At 63.7% G+C, this 17,818-nt stretch carries 16 protein-coding genes; 9 read left to right on the top strand and 7 right to left on the bottom strand.

Features of this window, described 5'->3' with window-relative positions; translation table 11 throughout:
- The first annotated feature begins 12 nt into the window (after window positions 1-12).
- Both accD and CFR78_RS00535 read left to right on the top strand, forming a co-directional pair.
- The gene (gene accD, locus CFR78_RS00540) at window positions 13-882 is read left to right on the top strand and encodes an acetyl-CoA carboxylase, carboxyltransferase subunit beta (RefSeq protein WP_034930204.1); all 870 of its coding nucleotides are present in this window, start codon (window positions 13-15) and stop codon (window positions 880-882) included.
- A 24-nt stretch (window positions 883-906) separates the two neighbouring features.
- Complete coding sequence (locus CFR78_RS00535; protein WP_034930206.1) at window positions 907-2,229, top strand: bifunctional folylpolyglutamate synthase/dihydrofolate synthase; 1,323 nt, start codon at window positions 907-909, stop codon at window positions 2,227-2,229.
- A 105-nt stretch (window positions 2,230-2,334) separates the two neighbouring features.
- Here CFR78_RS00535 and CFR78_RS00530 read toward each other — a convergent pair whose 3' ends face one another.
- The 4 genes from CFR78_RS00530 to CFR78_RS00515 all read right to left on the bottom strand — a co-directional run bounded on the left by CFR78_RS00530 (window position 2,335) and on the right by CFR78_RS00515 (window position 5,808).
- A complete protein-coding gene (locus CFR78_RS00530; protein WP_034930208.1) occupies window positions 2,335-3,765 on the bottom strand; it encodes a sugar porter family MFS transporter in 1,431 nt (476 codons plus the stop codon).
- A gap of 44 nt (window positions 3,766-3,809) precedes the next feature.
- Complete coding sequence (locus CFR78_RS00525) at window positions 3,810-4,358, bottom strand: hypothetical protein (RefSeq protein WP_240471388.1); 549 nt, start codon at window positions 4,356-4,358, stop codon at window positions 3,810-3,812.
- A gap of 59 nt (window positions 4,359-4,417) precedes the next feature.
- Entirely contained in the window at window positions 4,418-4,927 is a 510-nt protein-coding gene (locus tag CFR78_RS00520) for a transcriptional repressor (protein WP_034930212.1), read from the bottom strand.
- Window positions 4,928-5,322: 395 nt separating this feature from the next.
- The gene (locus CFR78_RS00515; RefSeq protein WP_034930215.1) at window positions 5,323-5,808 is read right to left on the bottom strand and encodes a flavin reductase; all 486 of its coding nucleotides are present in this window, start codon (window positions 5,806-5,808) and stop codon (window positions 5,323-5,325) included.
- A 123-nt stretch (window positions 5,809-5,931) separates the two neighbouring features.
- Here CFR78_RS00515 and CFR78_RS00510 point away from each other — a divergent pair, with 123 nt between their 5' ends.
- From CFR78_RS00510 to rfaE1, 4 genes are all read left to right on the top strand, one after another.
- On the top strand, window positions 5,932-6,990 hold the full coding sequence (locus CFR78_RS00510) for an enoyl-CoA hydratase/isomerase family protein (protein ID WP_034930217.1): 1,059 nt from the start codon (window positions 5,932-5,934) through the stop codon (window positions 6,988-6,990).
- A 27-nt stretch (window positions 6,991-7,017) separates the two neighbouring features.
- Window positions 7,018-8,457: a protein adenylyltransferase SelO gene (locus CFR78_RS00505; protein WP_034930220.1), complete on the top strand. Its 1,440-nt coding sequence runs from the start codon at window positions 7,018-7,020 to the stop codon at window positions 8,455-8,457.
- Between the two features lie 58 nt (window positions 8,458-8,515).
- Complete coding sequence (locus CFR78_RS00500) at window positions 8,516-9,991, top strand: sugar porter family MFS transporter (protein WP_007397210.1); 1,476 nt, start codon at window positions 8,516-8,518, stop codon at window positions 9,989-9,991.
- A gap of 274 nt (window positions 9,992-10,265) precedes the next feature.
- Window positions 10,266-11,702, top strand: a complete 1,437-nt coding sequence (gene rfaE1, locus CFR78_RS00495) for a D-glycero-beta-D-manno-heptose-7-phosphate kinase (protein ID WP_034930380.1) — start codon at window positions 10,266-10,268, stop codon at window positions 11,700-11,702.
- A gap of 119 nt (window positions 11,703-11,821) precedes the next feature.
- Here rfaE1 and CFR78_RS00485 read toward each other — a convergent pair whose 3' ends face one another.
- Window positions 11,822-13,813, bottom strand: a complete 1,992-nt coding sequence (locus tag CFR78_RS00485; RefSeq protein WP_034930222.1) for a S9 family peptidase — start codon at window positions 13,811-13,813, stop codon at window positions 11,822-11,824.
- A 96-nt stretch (window positions 13,814-13,909) separates the two neighbouring features.
- On the opposite strand from CFR78_RS00485, the gene CFR78_RS00480 reads away from it, so the two are divergent.
- Both CFR78_RS00480 and CFR78_RS00475 read left to right on the top strand, forming a co-directional pair.
- Window positions 13,910-14,578, top strand: coding sequence for a DedA family protein (locus CFR78_RS00480; RefSeq protein WP_007397215.1), 669 nt, complete (start codon window positions 13,910-13,912; stop codon window positions 14,576-14,578).
- Complete coding sequence (locus CFR78_RS00475; RefSeq protein ID WP_034930225.1) at window positions 14,575-15,516, top strand: SDR family oxidoreductase; 942 nt, start codon at window positions 14,575-14,577, stop codon at window positions 15,514-15,516. Before CFR78_RS00480 ends, CFR78_RS00475 begins: the two co-directional genes overlap by 4 nt.
- 95 nt (window positions 15,517-15,611) lie before the next feature.
- On the opposite strand, the gene trmB is transcribed toward CFR78_RS00475, so the two are convergent.
- The gene (gene trmB / locus CFR78_RS00470; protein WP_034930228.1) at window positions 15,612-16,316 is read right to left on the bottom strand and encodes a tRNA (guanine(46)-N(7))-methyltransferase TrmB; all 705 of its coding nucleotides are present in this window, start codon (window positions 16,314-16,316) and stop codon (window positions 15,612-15,614) included.
- Here trmB and CFR78_RS16150 point away from each other — a divergent pair, their 5' ends adjacent.
- The gene (locus CFR78_RS16150) at window positions 16,317-16,481 is read left to right on the top strand and encodes a hypothetical protein (RefSeq protein ID WP_156953859.1); all 165 of its coding nucleotides are present in this window, start codon (window positions 16,317-16,319) and stop codon (window positions 16,479-16,481) included.
- Between the two features lie 33 nt (window positions 16,482-16,514).
- Here the strand turns inward: CFR78_RS16150 and metK are convergent, their stop codons facing one another.
- Complete coding sequence (gene metK / locus CFR78_RS00465; RefSeq protein WP_007397219.1) at window positions 16,515-17,702, bottom strand: methionine adenosyltransferase; 1,188 nt, start codon at window positions 17,700-17,702, stop codon at window positions 16,515-16,517.
- Window positions 17,703-17,818 lie beyond the last annotated feature (116 nt).

Genomic DNA, 17,818 nt, shown 5'->3' with positions numbered 1-17,818 from the left:
GGGAGAGGCACCATGAGCTGGCTGACCGAATATGTCCGTCCCAAGATCCGCGGCCTGCTCAAGCGGGAAGTGCCGGACAACCTGTGGACCAACTGCGAATCCTGTGAGCAGATGATCCTGACCAAGGACCTGCGCAAGGCCCTGAACGTATGCCCGCATTGTGGCCACCACATGCGCGCGAGTGTGGCCGAGCGGCTGGAATGGACCTTCGATAACGGGGAATACACCCGCATCGAACTGCCCAAGGTTGCGGTTGATCCCCTCTCCTTCCGCGACCGCAAGCGCTATACCGACCGGCTGAAGGATGAGCGCGCCAAGTCGCACCTGGATGAATCCATGGTCGTCGCCCATGGCCAGATCGGTGGCCATAACGCGGTCGTGGCCGTGATGGCGTTCGAGTTCATTGCGGGCACGATGGGGGCTGCGCTGGGTGAGGCGTTCATCGCCGCCGCCCGCCTGGCCATCCTGCAGCAGGCCCCGCTGGTGGTGTTTACCGCATCAGGCGGGGCACGCATGCAGGAAGGCATGATCAGCCTGATGCAGATGCCCCGCACCACCGTGGCGGTGGACATGCTGCGCGATGCCGGGCTGCCCTATATCGTGGTGATGACCAACCCGACCACGGGTGGCGTTTCCGCCTCCTTCGCCATGCTGGGTGACATACAGATTGCCGAACCCAATGCGCTGATCGGCTTTGCGGGCCAGCGCGTGATCGAGGATACGGTACGCGAGAAACTGCCCGAAGGCTTCCAGCGCGCGGAATACCTGCTGGACCATGGCATGCTGGACATGGTGGTCAAGCGCGGCGACCTGCACGAGACACTGGCCCGGCTGATCGGCCAGCTCAACTACCGCCACATCACGCAGCACGCTGCCGCCTGATCTCTCCCCCTGGGGCCACCACGCATGAATGCTCCCACCCTCGGTCCGGAATTCGTAGGCCGGACCGGGCAGATCCTTGAACGGCTGAACCGGCTGTACCCGGCCCTGATCGACCTGTCGCTTGCGCGGCTGGAAAACCTTCTGGCCCGTCTTGGCCATCCCGAACGCCATATGCCGCCCGTGGTGCATGTGGCGGGCACCAATGGCAAGGGCAGCACCTGCGCCTTCATGCGGGCCATTGCCGAAGCGGCGGGATGGCGGGTGCATGTGCTGACTTCCCCCCACCTTGTGCATGTGACCGAACGCTTCCGCATCGCGGGCCGGATCGTGCCCGAGCGCGAACTGGCAGCCGTGCTGGAGGAAATCGAGCAGATCAACGCCGGCGCCCCGATTACCGTGTTCGAGGTACTGACAGCCGCAGGCTTCGTGCTGTGCGCGCGCCATCCGGCGGATCTGGCCATTGTGGAAGTGGGGCTGGGCGGGCGGTATGACGCCACCAATGTCATCCAGCATCCTGCCGCCTGCGCCATTACCGCCATCTCGATGGACCATGAAGCCTTTCTGGGCAACACGCTTGCGGCCATCGCGACCGAGAAGGCAGGCATCATCAAACCCGGCGTGCCCGTGGCCACCGGCCGCCAGCCGACCGAGGTCATGGCCGTACTGGCCCGCACGGCGGGTGAAAAGGCCAGCCCCCTGTACCGGCGGGACCATGAATGGTCGATCACCACCCGCGCGGACGGAGCCAGCCTGCACTACCGTGATGCCCATGGCACGCTGGACCTGCCGCTGCCCGGCCTGCCCGGTGCCCACCAGATTGATAACGCAGGGCTTGCCATCGCCACCCTGCGCGCAAGCCCGCTGGCCCTGTCAGACAGGGCATGGGCCGGGATCGCGCAGGCACGCTGGCCTGCCCGCATGCAGCGCCTGAACGGCAGGCTTGCCGCCCTGCTGCCCGATGGTTGGGAACTCTGGCTGGATGGTGGCCATAACCCCGGGGCGGGCGAGGTGCTGGCGCATGTCATGGCGGCATGGCCAGACCGGCCCACGCATCTGGTCATCGGCATGAAACAGACAAAGGACGCCACCGGCTTCCTGGCGCCACTGCTACCGGGGGCCGCCAGCATTCAGGCCGTGGCAGAGCCGGGGCAGCACCTGGCCCAGCCGGTGGCCGATATTGTAGCCGCATCGGGGGGCCGGGCCACCGCAGGCCCCACGCTGCATGCAGCACTAGCCCATCTGGCAGCCAGCGCGGGGGCCAACCCTGCCCCGGCGCGGGTGATCATATGCGGCAGCCTGTACCTGGCCGGGGTAGCGCTACAGCTTGATGGCTGGCAGCCGGACTAATAACTTAACAAAACAGAATAAAAGTTTTTGGGTGCCGCCTTTTTTCAAAAAGGCGGCATTCTTTGAAGCTTTTTGAAAAAAAGCTTCACCAAAAACTTTTATAACTTACTGGCCATCCGGCAGCGGCCGGCCGCGCCCGATCTCACGCAGCGGCAGGCCCGCCATCAGGCGCTGCTCGATCTTTTCAAGCGACATGTCCCGCGTTTCGGGAATGAAGCGCCATGTCACCAGCACGAAGAACAGGTTGAACCCGGCAAACAGCCAGAAGGTCGGGCCATTGCCCAGCCACTGCAACAGCGACAGGAAGCTTGCGCCCACGATCATGTTGGCGATCCAGTTGGTCAGCGTGGAGATGGAAATGCCAAGGTCACGCCCCTGCAGCGGCTGTACCTCCGAACACAGCACCCAGATCAGGGGACCGGCCGACATGGCAAAGCCGGAGATGTAGATCAGCAGCATGAACACCGCGATGATCTGCTCCGTCTGCCCCAGATGGGGCCGGTTGAGCATGAAGCCCAGACACCCCATGCCCACAGCCATGATCAGGAAGCCGGTATACAGGATGGGCTTGCGGCCCCAGCGGTCCACCAGGCCAATGGCGATGAAGGTGGCCAGCATGTTCACCAGCCCCACCATGGCGGTGCACCACAGCTGCGCGGGGCCGACATAGCCCGCCAGCGCGAAGATCTTGGGGGCGTAGTACATCACCACGTTCACGCCCGCCAGCTGCTGCATGACCTGCAGCCCCATGCCCAGGAAGATGGAGCGGCGGAAATTGGCATTGTTGCGCAGCAGGCTCCAGCCGCGCTGCTTCTGCTGGAGCTGGCGGCTGATGTTCTGGATTTCCTGCATGGCCACACCATGGTCGTTGCGCAGGTCCTCCAGCACGGCCAGTGCTTCCTTGCGGCGGCCACGCATCATGAGCCAGCGCGGGCTGTAGGGCAGGAACAGCACCCCGATCAGGAACAGCACGCCCGGCACGGCCGCCACCGCGAACATGCCGCGCCAGTTACCCGAATAGCTGAACATGGTATTGCTGAGGAAGGCGATGAAGATGCCCGCCGTGATCATGAGCTGGTAGGTCGAGATCATGGCGCCACGCGCCTGTTCGCTGGCAATTTCGGACAGGTAGAGCGGCGCGGTGAAGGCCGCGACACCAATGGCCAGCCCCATGATCAGGCGGCCCGCGATCATGGACGGTATCGACCATGCCAGCGCGCAGGCCAGCGAGCCCGCCACGAATACGGCCGCCCCCACCAGCAGCGCATGCTTGCGCCCGATCTGGTGGGACATCCACCCCCCGCACAGCGACCCCACGGCGGCCCCCGCCATCATGGCGCTGACAATCCATTCCTGCTGGATGGTCGTGGCATGGAACGTGCTGGCCAGCAGGTCCAGCGCACCGGAAATGACCCCGATGTCCAGCCCCGCCATAAGGCCGGCAAGGGCTGCAAGGCAACCAATGATGAGGGTACGCAGCCGTGCCGTATCAAAACTGGTGGTGGGTGGCGTGGTGGCGGCTGTCTTGTTGTCCATTATGGCCGGTCCTTTAAATATTCTTCTTGTTGCCGGTGATCGTGTCAGTCGGAACGGGTCAGGCCCGTCAGCAGAAAAAACGATACACCATATCTTCGCGTCCGGTCTGGATCATGTTCCAGCAGTTCATCGATTAAAAATCGTTTTACCCGAAAAACGACCGGGGTTTCGTCACTATGGCCCGCAATCGTGTCCTGTTCCATGACTTCCATCATGTTTGCAAGCCATGGCGCGACACCGGGGCGTTCGGTCAGCACCAGCGGCGCACGGGGGGAAAACAGGATCGTGCCCCGGGCCTGTATCGTCTCCATCTCGTCACGTTGCGTTACATGATACAGGTAGCTGTCCGGGCCTTCGCCTACCCGCCAGCCCCGCATGTCCACCCGTGCCAGGCCCAGGGCCGCGTTATCGAGATAGGTCAGCCTGCGCCCCGCAGCCACGGGGGCCGCGAACAGGTCAGGCTGTGGGGGCAGGGCTGCCGGCGGCGGGGAGGCGGCCGCGTCCGGCCCACGCGGGCGGCGCTTCGGGCCACGGGCGCGTGGCTGGGGCGCAAAGGGCAGTTCCGCCATCCGGCCTTTTCGGCGTTGCGCCATGTCCGTGTCTCAATCCATGCCCGAAAACCGTTATGATCCTGCCTGCTGCGGGCGGCGGATCAGGCGCAGGCGGCACACAGGCCCTCGGCCTCGATCGTGCTCTGCCTGACCGTAAAGCCACGCGCGCGCGTCACCTCGACCAGAGCCTTGAGAATATGGGGGTCATCAAGCTCCGTCACCCGCCCACACTGGCTGCAGATCAGGAACTGGGCCGCATGGACATGGCCATGCCCGTGACATAGATGTCCCGACTCCAGCATGTGGCGGCAGCCCACGAAGGCGGACAGGCGTTCGATCTTGTGGATCAGCCCCTGTTCCATCAGGAAGTCCAGCGCCCGGTAGACCGTGGGCGGCGCCACCGGCTTGCCCCGGCTTGCCCGCAACTGCTCCAGCAGGTCATAGGCACCCAGCGGACGTTCGGCCGCCAGCACCAGTTCCAGCACAAGGCGGCGCATTTCGGTCAGCCTGACACCACGCTCGTGGCACAACCGGCTGGCCTGGTCGAGCAGGGGCTGCATGCCCGCCTGTGGCCGGGGGCCAGCCGTATCCATCTGTATCACGCGGGTCACTGCACGCCCTCCTGTATCCGGTCGCCGGGGCAGGCCCTGCGCCCGATGGGGCAGGGGTCAATCCGGCAGGTGGTCCACCCACATGGCCATCAGCGCCACGAACAGCGCAAGCCCAGCATGTATCCAGATCAGCCCGTGCAGCGTCAAGACAGGAACCCTGCCAGCAGACATGCTCTGTGTATACTGTCTGTTCCCCATGGCGCGCATTCCCTCCGGTATCGGTGCATCCGGTCCTGCATGCGTCAAAAGGCTGGATTTTCCCTTAAGAGTGAGGGGAAAACAAATCCCTGATAAAGAATAAAAGTTTTTGGGCGCCGCCTTTTTTCAAAAAAGCGGCATTCTTCGAAGCTTTTTGAAAAAAGCTTCACCAAAAACTTCCCTACCCTTTGCCTGTGTTATTCGTGGGGCAGGGTATGGTAGGTACGGTTGAAATAGACCAGCCCACCACGTGGCGTGCTGCTGCGCAGGCTTTCCACCACGCCAAACATGACACTATGGGTGCCAACCTCCACAATCCGTTCGATCCGGCAGTCAAGCGACAGCACAGCCTCCTCCAGTACGGGGGCACCGCTGGTCAGCGTGGACCAGTGGCCGGCGCGGAAACGTTCAGCCTGTTCCAGCGGGCTTGCGAACACACCCGAGATATCCTGCTGGTCCCCTGCCAGAACGTTGACGCACATGGCCCCATCCACCCTGAAACGGTCCCGCACGCGCGACGCGCGGTTGACGCAGACCAGGACGGTCGGCGGCGTATCGGTAACCGAACATACGGCAGAGGCGGTAAAACCCGCCGGATCATCCAGCGTGCCGGTGGTCACGACATTTACCGCCGCGCCCAGACGCGCCATGGCGTTACGGAAAGTGAGGGCGTCAATCCCCATGGTGTGCTCTGCCTCGGTCCCTGTTGCATGCCTGTGGTCCGCACGCAGCCGTGACGCCGGACAACAGTCGGGGTAGCGCATTCTACCCCGGTTGAACACTGCAAACGCGCAAGGAGTCGCTGCATGGAACCTGAACTGATCGAGATCACCCATACCGGCAGGCTGGGGCGCATCACGCTCAACCGCCCGCGCGCGCTCAATGCCCTGAACATGGACATGTTTCACGCCATCGGTGCCTGTCTGCTGGCATGGCGTGATGATCCGGGCATCGAGACCGTGCTGCTGGACAGCGCCAGCCCGAAAGCCTTCAGCGCGGGTGGTGACATCCGCGCCATCCGCGCCCGGCTGGAAACCGAGGGCGTGGCCGCCGCAGCAGCCCCCTTCCGCACAAGCTACCGGATGGCCTCGCTGCTGGCGGGCTATCCCAAGCCTGTCGTCTCCTTCATGGACGGGATTGCAATGGGCGGCGGCATCGGGTTGGGGGGGCATGTGCGTTACCGGGTGGTGACCGAACGCTCCTGCCTTGCCATGCCAGAGACCGCCATTGCCCTGACACCCGATGCCGGGGGGTCGTACCTGCTTTCCCGCGCGCCCGGCCTGAGCGGGCTGCGCCTGGCCCTGACGGCGGGCCGCATGAACGCAACCGCCGCCCTTGCCGCAGGCTTTGCCGACCGGCAGGTGCTCTCCAGCCAACTGGACAGCATACGGGACGCCCTGGCCCATCAGCCCGCAGGTGTGGTGATGGACAGCCTGCCCCCGTGCCCACCGCTTGATGCCGGGCCGGACACGGCGGAAATCGCCCCGGTCTACAGCGCACCGGACATGCCTGAACTGATGGGTCGGTTAAGTTCCCATGGCGCGGACTGGGCACAGGCGGACCTTGCCGCCATGCAGCGCGCCTGCCCGTTCTCGCTATGGGTGACGTTTGCCGCATGGCATGCGGCCCGCAGGCTGCCTGATCTGGACCATGCGCTGGAGCAGGAATTCCAGCTTGTCTGCCACATGCTCGCCCGCCCCGACTTTGCCGAAGGCGTGCGGGCCCTGCTGATTGACAAGGACAACGCCCCCCGCTGGACGCCCGCCCGCATCCGTGATGTTTCCGAACATGAAGTCGCCTGCTGCCTGCGGGCGCGTTCGGCCTTCTCGCTCGACCTGCCGCTGGCCAGCACGGACAGCAATTAATCATTATCACACATAAAGCAGATCAAAATGCCATTTTCCAACCACTACCACCCCGCCACCCACCACAGCAGGCTGGGCGATGAATTCTATGACGTGGTGCAGGCGGCCCGCTTCCCCGCCCATATCCTGCGCTATCGCAATAACGACGTGGCACCGCGCATCGGCCTCGACACGCTGGATGATGCGGAATGGGTCCGTCATTTCGGCTATTTCGACCCGCTGCCCGGCTCGCTGCCCCGGCCGCTGGCGCTGCGCTACCATGGCCACCAGTTCCGTGCGTACAATCCCGACCTGGGGGATGGGCGGGGCTTCCTGTTTGCCCAGCTTCTGGACGCGGTGGATGGCCGCCTGCTGGATATCGGCACCAAGGGCAGCGGTACCACGCCGTGGTCACGCGGCGGGGACGGGCGGCTGACACTCAAGGGCGGCGTACGCGAAATGCTGGCCAGCGAACGGCTGGACGCACTGGGCGTGCGCACCTCCCGCACCCTGAGCGTGATCGAAACGGGGGAAAACCTGCACCGTGGCGATGAGCCATCGCCCACGCGCTCCTGCGTGCTGGCACGGCTCAGCCATTCCCACATCCGCATCGGCACGTTCCAGCGTCTGGTCGCCCTGCAGGACAGCGCCAGCCTGAAGCATCTGGTGGCCTATGTGATCGAGACCTACTACCCCCACCTGGCCAACGAACCCGACCCCGCCGCCGCCCTGTATGACGCCGCCACCACCCGCATGGCGGAAATGACGGCGCAATGGATGACGGCGGGCTTCGTGCATGGGGTGCTCAACACCGACAACATCAACATTACCGGCGAGAGCTTCGATTACGGGCCGTGGCGCTTCCTGCCCAGTTTCAACCCCAGCTTCACCGCCGCCTATTTCGACCATTCCGGCCTGTATGCCTATGGCCGCCAGCCCGAGGCGATGATGTGGAACGTGGCCCGGCTGGGGGAATGCCTGATCGCCCTTTCCACCCTTGAGAAGATCCAAAGTATATTTGATGATTTTTGGAAACGTTATGAACGTTTTCTTGATATTTCAGTGCTGTGTCGGCTTGGCCTGAAAGAGATTTCAAGAAAATCTTCGACCATCCTGCGCACAGATCTGTTTTCTTTCATGGAAGAAAGCCAGATTGGGTTTGAATTTCCGTTTTTTGACTGGTATGGTGGCGCCCAGAGCCAGAAACGTGCCCTGTCAGGATTGCGTTCCGACTTCTATGCGCAGGACGGTTTCAGAACCCTGCGGGACGGGATCATGCAGCATGAGCCTGCGCCCGGTATCGATCTGTCGCATCCGTATTTTCGCGGTGAGACGCCCCATATGATGCCGGTGGAAACTGTGGAAGCCCTGTGGCAGCCCATCGCCACGGCGGATGACTGGTCCGGCCTGCACGACGCCATGCGCCAGATCGCCAGCATGAAGTCAGCGCTTGTCCCGCCGTCTCCGCCAGATGTGGCTACGCCATAGGGGGAACCAACCGGTCGGGCACGGATTATTATAACAACAAGAAAGGGAAAGGCCCCGTATGAATACCCAGGTACCAACCGCCCGGCCAGACCAGCAGACCGAACCGCTACCCGACCTGTCACAGATCGAGATTTCCCCCAACGCGCGCAAGACCCTGTGGCTCGCAGCCATCGTGGCCGCCATCTGTGGCGGCCTCTATGGTTACGATACCGGCATTGTCTCGGGCGCCCTGCTGCTCATCACGCGTGATTTCCACCTGAGCAGCTTCCTGCAGGAGATGGTGGCCTCCGCCATCCTGGCGGGCGCGGTTATCGGGTCACTGCTGACCGGATGGCTGTCCGAACATTACGGCCGGCGCAAATCCATCATGATCGTGACCGCGATCTTTGTGCTCGGCGCACTGGCCTGCGCCTTTTCGCCCGATGTCTATACGCTCATCATCTCGCGCGTGTTCCTTGGCCTTGCGGTTGGCGGGTCCACGCAGGTAGTGCCGATGTACATTTCCGAACTGGCACCCGCCCACAAGCGCGGGCACATGGTGACCATGTTCAACATCGCCATCGGCATTGGCATCTTTGCCGCCAATGTCATCGGCTTTGCCGCACGCGATGCGTGGGGCTGGCGGCCGATGGTGGCGATTGCCGCCATCCCGGCGGCGGTGGTGTTCATCTCCATGTTCTTCCTGCCCAAGAGCCCGCGCTGGGCGGCCGAGCATGAAAGCCTTGATTCCGCACTGGAGCAGCTTCAGCGCATCCGTACTTCCGAGCGCGACATCCGCCGCGAGATGCGCCGCATCCATGCCAATGCGAATGAGGAAACCGACCCGCGTGACAGCGGCTGGCGCGGCATCCGCCAGCCCTGGGTACGCCCGGCCCTGATCGCGGCCCTTGGCGTTGCCTTCTTCACGCAGGCTGGCGGCCTTGAAATGATGATCTACTACGCGCCGACCTTCCTGTCGGATGCGGGGTTTGGCAGTTCCTCGGCGCTGATGGCCAGCATCGGCATCTCGATCATCTACCTGGTCATGACCATTCTGGGTTCGAACATCGTGGACCGGATTGGCCGCCGCCGTCTGGTGCTGGTGATGGGGCCGGGCAGCGTGCTCAGCCTGATCGGGCTTGGCGTCATGTTCCTCATGCATCCGCAGCCGGGCAGCATGGGAAGCTGGCTGATCATTGTCTTCATGCTGCTGTTCATGGTGTTCAATGCTGGTGGCATCCAGGTGGTGGGCTGGCTGCTGGGGGCGGAAATGTTCCCGCTGTCCATGCGCGGCAACGCCACCAGCCTGCACTCCGCCATGCTGTGGGGCAGTGACCTGCTGGTCACCAGCACGGCGCTGACGCTGGTGACCAAGATCACGCTGGGGGGGACCATGTGGTTCTATGCGGGTGTGAACCTGCTGTCGGTCCTGTTCGTGTATTTCATGGTACCGGAAACACGGGGTGCCTCGCTGGAGGATATCGAGGAAGCGCTGCGCGAAGGCCGCTTCCGCCCCACGCGCGGCAATACCGCCATTGTGGAAGAAGAAGAGTAACCGACTGTTTTTAAAAAAGTAATAAAAGTTTTTGGTGAAGCTTTTTTCAAAAAGCTTCAAAACATGCCGCCTTGTTGAAAAAAGGCGGCACCCAAGAACTTCCTGCTTTTGAAACAGCCCTTGCGGGCTGATGAGATCACCCTCCGGCCTGTTTCCCTGACGGACGCTTTCCTGATTGCGGATCGGGAAAGCTTTCTTTATGCGGCGGGGCTTGCGCAAACCCTGCGCCCCTGATCAGGATGCCGCAGGCGGCCACGGGAATGATGGACAGGTCATGATAGAAAACATGCAGTTCGGGACCATCGCCGTCATTGGCGACGTGATGCTGGACCGTTACATTTCCGGCATTGTCAGCCGCATCTCGCCCGAAGCGCCCATTCCCATCCTTCTGCATGAAAAGCTTACGGCTGTTGCGGGCGGCGCCGCCAATGTCGCGACAAATGCCGCCGCACTGGGCGCACGCGTGCTGCTGGTCGGCCTGGTCGGGGCGGATGAGTTCGCCCCCGCACTCATCCAGACCCTGGCACGCTGGCCACGGATCGACACGACCGGGCTGGTGACGGATGCGGGCCGCCCCACCATTACCAAGACCCGTGTCATGAGCGGCCGCCAGCAGATCGTGCGGATCGATAACGAGGACACCACACCACCCGCTCCGCCCATTACGGCGCAACTGGTGGAACAGGCCCATGCCGCCATCGACCGGGCCGATATCGTGGTCTGTTCGGACTATGGCAAGGGCGTGCTGGGGGATGGTGTGCTGGACGCCATTTTCACGCGCGCCCGTGCCCGGGGCATTCCGGTCATTGTCGACCCCAAGCGCAGCACGTTCGCCGCCTATCGTGGTGCCAGCCTGATTACCCCCAACCGGCAGGAAATGGCGCGCGCCACGGGACTGCCGCTGCTTGATGACGGGCAGGTCGTGGCCGCCGCGCGGGAAGCCGGCGCCCAGTCTGGTAGCGATGTGCTCGTGACCCGCTCCGACGAAGGGATGACCCTGTGGCGCACGGACGGGGCTGTAACCCATGTGCGCGCCAAAGCCGCCGAAGTATTTGACGTATCGGGCGCGGGTGACACCGTGGTGGCCACGGTCGCGGCCATCCTGTCCGCGGGCCAGCCGGTCGAGACGGCGGTGACCATCGCGGGGACGGCGGCCTCGCTCTCTGTTGGCAAGCTGGGTACCGCCACCGTCTCACGAGCGGAACTGAGCCGCGCCCTCATGCAGGACATGCCGGATTCGGGCAAGCGCGTCACACTGGAACAGGCAGCCGCGATCGCCAGTGAATGGCGGCACCATGGCATGCGGGTCGTGTTCACCAATGGCTGTTTCGACCTGCTGCATCCGGGGCATATCGCACTCCTGCAGGCGGCGGCGGCACAGGGGGACAAGCTGATCGTGGCCCTGAACACGGACCGTTCCGTCAAGCGCCTAAAGGGGGAAAGCCGCCCCATTCAGGATGAACAGGCGCGTGCCGCCGTGATCGGCGCGCTACGCGCCGTTGATCTGGTGGTGCTATTTGATGATGACACACCACTTGAAGCCATCCGCGCCATCATGCCCGATATTCTGGTCAAGGGTGCCGACTACCGCGAGGACCAGGTGGTGGGCGGTGATATTGTAAAGGCCGGTGGCGGCCGCGTGGTGCTGGTTGATATCGTATCAGGCCGGTCCACGACCGCGCTTGTCAACGCAGCCGCACGCCCTGGATAACCCAAAAAGTTTTTGGTGAAGCTTTTTTCAAAAAGCTTCGAAGAACGCCGCCTTTTTGAAAAAAGGCGGCACCCAAAAACTTTTATTCCTTTTTGCCAATCTGAAATGCTGCCGCAGGTTTATGCCACAGATGCATCCACCCTCAGTTCAACCTTGAGGGCAGGGGGGGCCGGCAGCTTCAGTACCTGCTGGTAGAACGCCAGTTCCAGTTCCCATGCCTGCCGGATGGTCGCTTCCTGCCGGAAGCCATGGCCCTCGCCTGCAAATTCATACAGCGCGCATGGCACGCCCCGCGCCCGCAGGGCCGCCACCATGGACTCCGCCTGCGCGGGCGGCACCACCCTGTCATCCAGCCCCTGCAGGAACAGGACGGGCACCCTGATATCCGCCACCTGCGTAATGGGCGAACGGGCCAGATAGGTGGCCTCATCAGCCGGGTAGGGGCCAACCAGCGTATCAAGGTAGCGGGATTCGAACTTGTGGGTATCACGCGCCAGCGCGCGCAGGTCGGTCACGCCATACAGGCTGGTGCCTGCGGCAAACAGGTCGGAACGCGCCAGGGCCAGCAGTACCGTAAGCCCGCCCGCACTGCTGCCACGTATGACGATGCGGGCCGGGTCCACCCGACCGGCATCGGCCAGGTACTGGCAGGCGGCAATGCAGTCATCCACATCCACCACGCCCCACTGGCCTTCCAGCCGCTGGCGGTAGGCGCGGCCAAAGCCGGTGGAGCCACCATAATTGACATCAACCACCGCAAACCCGCGCGATGTCCACCACTGCACCTTGAACGAAAACGCCGTACTGGCCCGCCCGGTGGGGCCACCATGGGCCATGACCACCAACGGCGGCTTCCCGCCTGCAGGCCCCTGATAGCGGGCACTGGCGGGGGCATAGAAAAAGGCGTGTCCCGTTCCCTCACCCCCGGACAGGGGAAAACGGACCGTCTCGGCCCGGGCCATATCGGCCGATGCAAGGGGCAGCGTGGCCGCACGACGCAGCACATGGGCAGCCTGCCCTAACCTGCCATACACCACGGCCGCCGCATCATCGGGCGGCGCATCAAGCCATGCGAACCCGCCCCCTGCAACCGGCAGCGGGCAGGCGGCGGGATGGCCAAGTGCGACCGGGTCCACCGCGCCATCACGGATGGACACCATATGGGCCGCGCCCTCGCTGATGACCATGGCAAGGATGCTGCCATCATCAAGCGGCACATAGCTGCGCAGGCCAAACACCCAGTGCGGCTGGCCAATCTCGGCCTGCATGGGGGCCAGGGCCACGGGTGCCGCGCCCGTGGTGTCAAAGCGGTAGAGGTTCCACCATCCGCTACGGTCCGACAGGGCCAGCAGGTGCCCAGACCGGTCCCAGCAGGGCTCGATTACGGATTCCGCCTGCCCGTCCTCCCCCGCGACACTCCACGGTGCGGCAAGGCGGGGTGGATCATCGCCTTCCTGCAGCAGGGAGGCCGCGCGCAGGCGCGTGCTGTCCCATGGCATGGCCGGATGATCCCATTCGATCCACGCCAGGTACCGCCCGTCGGGCGAGGGACGGGGAGAGGACAGGAAATCCGGTCCCATCACCAGCGGCGTGCCGGTATTGAAGGCGGGATCAGTCGTATCCGTGCAGTCCAGCACCACAATGGCGGCAGCCGGTTCCCCGTCCTGCGCGCGATGGTCCTCCCGCACGCAGAACACGAAGCGCCCGTCGGGGCTGAAGGCAAGGTCGGCATACCGCAGCCCGGCACCCGCACACAGGCAGCGCGGCGGCCCATCCTCCACCAGCCATACGCTGCCATCGCCCCGGTTGCTGAACACGATGCGCCCCCGGCATACGGCATAGGCGCCACCGCCATATTCATGCACCCGCGTGCCCACATCAAAGGGGGCGGATGTGACATCCGCCACATGACCGTCCCGGGCCCGCACCAGCACGCGCCGCCCGGCGTCGGTCGGGCGGCCTTCCACCCAGTAGACATCACGCCCGTCCACCCGCACGTCGGACAGGGAGACCGTCTTTCCCGCCACCAGTTCCACGCTGACGGGCGAGGGCCAGGTGCCATACGGGGCGGTTACGGGGGCTGGCCTGTCGCTGCCGCCGGACTGGGTCATGTGTCTGCTCCTGCCATTTGTGCGTGACAATGGGATCGGGATTGCGCAAACCGCGTTTCACGGTCTGGGTCCGTAACCTACATAATTCTTTTTTTTGTGACAGGTAATCCGCTGCTCCAGCATCTTGAACATCTTTTCCAGCATTACGGCTATGGCGTAATCGGCGTTACCATCATGCTGGAAAGCATGGGAATTCCGCTTCCGGCGGAGACCCTCCTCATCTCCGCCGCCCTCTACTGCGCCGCCACCCACAAGATGAACATCACATGGGTCGCGACAGCAGCCATCATCGGGGCGATCATGGGGGACAATTTCGGCTACCTGATCGGCCGGTGGCTGGGCTACCCGCTACTTGAACGCAAGGGCGGCAGGGTGGGCCTTACGGCAGGCCGCCTGCAGGCCGGGCGGTTCCTGTTCAGGCGGTATGGCGGCATTATTGTCTGCCTTGGCCGCTTTGTTGCCATACTGCGCGTGTTCGTGGCCCTGCTTGCGGGGGCCAACCGCATGCCGTGGCCCCGGTTTATCGTGTATAACGCGCTGGGGGGGATATGCTGGGCGGGGGGATATGCCTATGCGGCCTATTATCTGGGGCACAGGATAACACGGATTTCCGGGCCGGCGGGGATGACGCTGGCAGCATGTGGCGCGGTGGTGGCACTGGGCGGTGTCCTGTTCCTGCGCCGGCATGAACGCCGCCTGACAGCCGAAGTGGAAGCCGCCGCACGGCGTGAGATGGAACAGTCACAGCAGGAGGGCAGGACATGACCAGACACTGGAGCCTGAAACAGGCACCCCGCATGGATGGCCATCTGGCCGTGGTAACGGGGGCAACGGGGGGGCTGGGCTACGAGACAGCACTTGGCCTTGCCAGCCGTGGGGCCACCGTCATGCTGGCGGGCCGCAACCCCGAAAAGGGCATGGCGGCGCTGATGCGGCTTCAGGGCGACGTACCGGGGGCCAAAGCCTCCTTCCGCCTGCTGGATGTGGCCAGCCTGTCCGCCATTGCCACCTTTGCCCATGAACTGGCGCAGGAAACCGGCAGGCTGGACGTGCTGGTCAACAATGCGGGCGTGATGGGTACCCCGCACCGGCTGGAAACACGCGACGGGTTCGAACTGCAGTTCGGCACCAATTTCCTTGGCCCCTTTGCGCTCACCGCCCGGCTGCGTCCACTGCTGTGTGCCGCCCCACAGGGGGGGCGGGTGGTCACGGTGGCAAGCCTTGCCGCGCTGGATGGCCATATCGTGTTCGATGACCTGCAGGCCCGCAGGCGTTACGCCCCGTTCCGCGCCTACCGGCAGAGCAAGCTGGCCGACCTGATCCTGGCGCTGGAACTGGACCGGCAGGCGCGCACCCATAACTGGAACCTGCACTCCATCGCCGCCCATCCGGGCTGGGCCATGACGGATATTTCCACCAGCCGCCTGTCATCCAAACAGGGCCTGCAGGAAAGACTGACCCGCCTTGGCGCGGTGTGGGCGTTCAAGCTTATGGGGCAGTCCGCAGCCCATGGCGCGCTGCCGATCGAATTCGCCGCCATGGCGCCCGAAGCCCGCGATGGCGGCTATTACGGCCCAGACGGGCGCGGCGAACGCCGGGGGCATGTGGGCGAAGCCTTCATTCCCCCTGCCGCGCGCGACCTGGGGGTGGCGCGGCGGCTGTGGCAGGTGGCCGAGCGTCTGACCGGCACGTCGCTATCGTAGTCAGCAGATAAACGTTTCCGGGTGCCGCCTGTTTTCAAAAAGGCGGCATTCTTCGAAGCTTTTTGAAAAAAGCTTCACCAAAAACTTTTGTTCCCTCAGCGGCGGGTGAAGGTCCAGTACAGCGGCCTGCGGCCTGCGGCGAAAGCCTTGGCTTCATAGCGGGTCGGGGGCCAGCCTTCGGGCCGGACGGTCGCAGGCGGCGCCGTCTCGAACAGGTCCTGCGCGCCCATGACTTCCTCCACCCATGCCTGATAGGTGGGATCATCGCTCGCCACACGCCAGGTCGCGCCGGGGCGCAGGATGCGGGCGGCCATCTTTACCGTTTCAGGATGCACGAAGCGGCGCTTGGCATGGCGTGACTTGGGCCACGGGTCAGGGAACATGAGAAACAGCCGGTCGATCGACGCATCGGGCAGGCCACGCAGCAGGATACGCGCATCCTCGTCCCAGATCCGCAGCATCTCGGGCACCGGGGCGATGTCTTCCCCCCCTTCGGGCACGACGCGCGAGAGCAAGGAGCACAGGCCGTTCTCGAACACCTCACACGCAATGTAGCCCACATCCGGGTTGGCTTCGTTCTGGGCCAGCGAATGCTCGCCACCACCGAAGCCTACCTCCAGCCATATCTGCGCTGGCTGATGGCCAAAGGCCGTGGCCGGGTCCGTTATCGCCGCCTCGGGAAAACGCATGCGCGGCAGGGTCTGGTCCAGCAGGCGCTGCTGGCGCGGGCGCAGCGGATGGCCGCGCTGGCGCCCATAAAGCCGTTCTGGCGATGCCTTTACATCCACGGAGGCGGTCATGTGTCCGAAAATCCTGCTCCTGCTGCCGTGGCACACGGCATGATTGAAAAACGCAGCGGGGGCCGCCACGACCCGCTTTTACAAGCAGCCATGGCAAGCCCCCTTGATACAGAAGTTTTTGGTGAAGCTTTTTTCAAAAAGCTTCGAAGAACGCCGCCTTTTTGAAAAAAGGCGGCACCCAAAAACCTTTATTGTCTTTTAGCGGTTGAACGCGCCACGCAGGGCATCGACCAGATCGGTCTGCTCCCATGTGAAGTCGTCCTTCGCCGCATCCGGCGTACGGCCGAAGTGACCGTAGGCCGAGGTCTGGGTATAGATCGGGCGGTTGAGACGCAGGTGCTTGCGGATACCACGCGGGCTGAGGTCCATGACCTCACGCAGCACACGGCCCAGCTTTTCCTCGTCCACGTCCTTGCCGGTACCATCAAGGTCAACATAGACCGAAAGCGGGTGCGACACGCCAATGGCGTAGGAAACCTGCAGGGTGCAGCGATCAGCCAGGCCAGCCGCCACAATGTTCTTGGCCAGATAGCGGCAGGCATAGGCGGCGGAGCGGTCAACCTTCGTCGGGTCCTTGCCCGAGAATGCGCCGCCACCATGGGGTGCCGCGCCGCCATAGGTGTCCACAATGATCTTGCGCCCGGTCAGGCCGCAGTCACCATCCGGGCCGCCAATGACGAAGATGCCGGTGGGGTTGACGTAGAACTCGCTCTCCGGCGGCATCCAGCCCTCGGGCAGGACATCACGCACGATGCTGCCCAGTTCCTCACGGATGGTGGCCTGGCTGGCCCCTTCAACATGCTGGGTGGAAATCACGACGGAGGTGGCGCCAACCGGCTTGCCATCGACATAGCGCAGGGTGACCTGGCTCTTGGCGTCGGGCTGCAGCGCTGCCGCACGCGGATCACCCGCCTTGCGCAGGTCGCGCACGCGGTGAAGGATGTCATGCGCGTAGAACAGCGGGGCCGGCATCAGGCTTTCGGTCTCACGCGTGGCGAAGCCGAACATGATGCCCTGGTCGCCCGCGCCCTCGTCCTTCTCACCCGCGCTGTCAACGCCCACGGCGATATCGGCGGACTGGGCGTGGAGGTAGTATTCCACCTCGGCATTGCGCCATGAGAAGCCGGCCTGATCGTAGCCGATATCCTTCACCGCCTCACGCGCGCCCTCGATCAGCAGTTCGGGCGTGACGGAGGACGGACCACGCACTTCACCCGCCAGGATGATGCGGTTGGTGGTGACCATCGTTTCGCACGCAACGCGCGATTCACCGTCTGCCGTCAGGAATGCATCCAGAACGGTATCACTGATCCGGTCGGCGACCTTGTCAGGATGCCCTTCGGATACGGATTCCGATGTAAACAGAAAATCGCCTTTATTACGCATGATGGTCCTGTCTGCCTCATATGGAGTAGGATGATTGACGCCTGCGGAACCCGGCGCATGATCGCATGCGTTTGGCCGAAAGCTGTTCAGGCGTCAAGCCATTTCCCCGAATGGCA

This window comes from Komagataeibacter rhaeticus (genome assembly GCF_003207855.1).
Taxonomy (GTDB): Bacteria; Pseudomonadota; Alphaproteobacteria; order Acetobacterales; family Acetobacteraceae; genus Komagataeibacter; species Komagataeibacter rhaeticus.
Note: the sequence above shows the minus strand (reverse complement) of the source record. Positions and strands in the feature narration are given on the sequence as shown.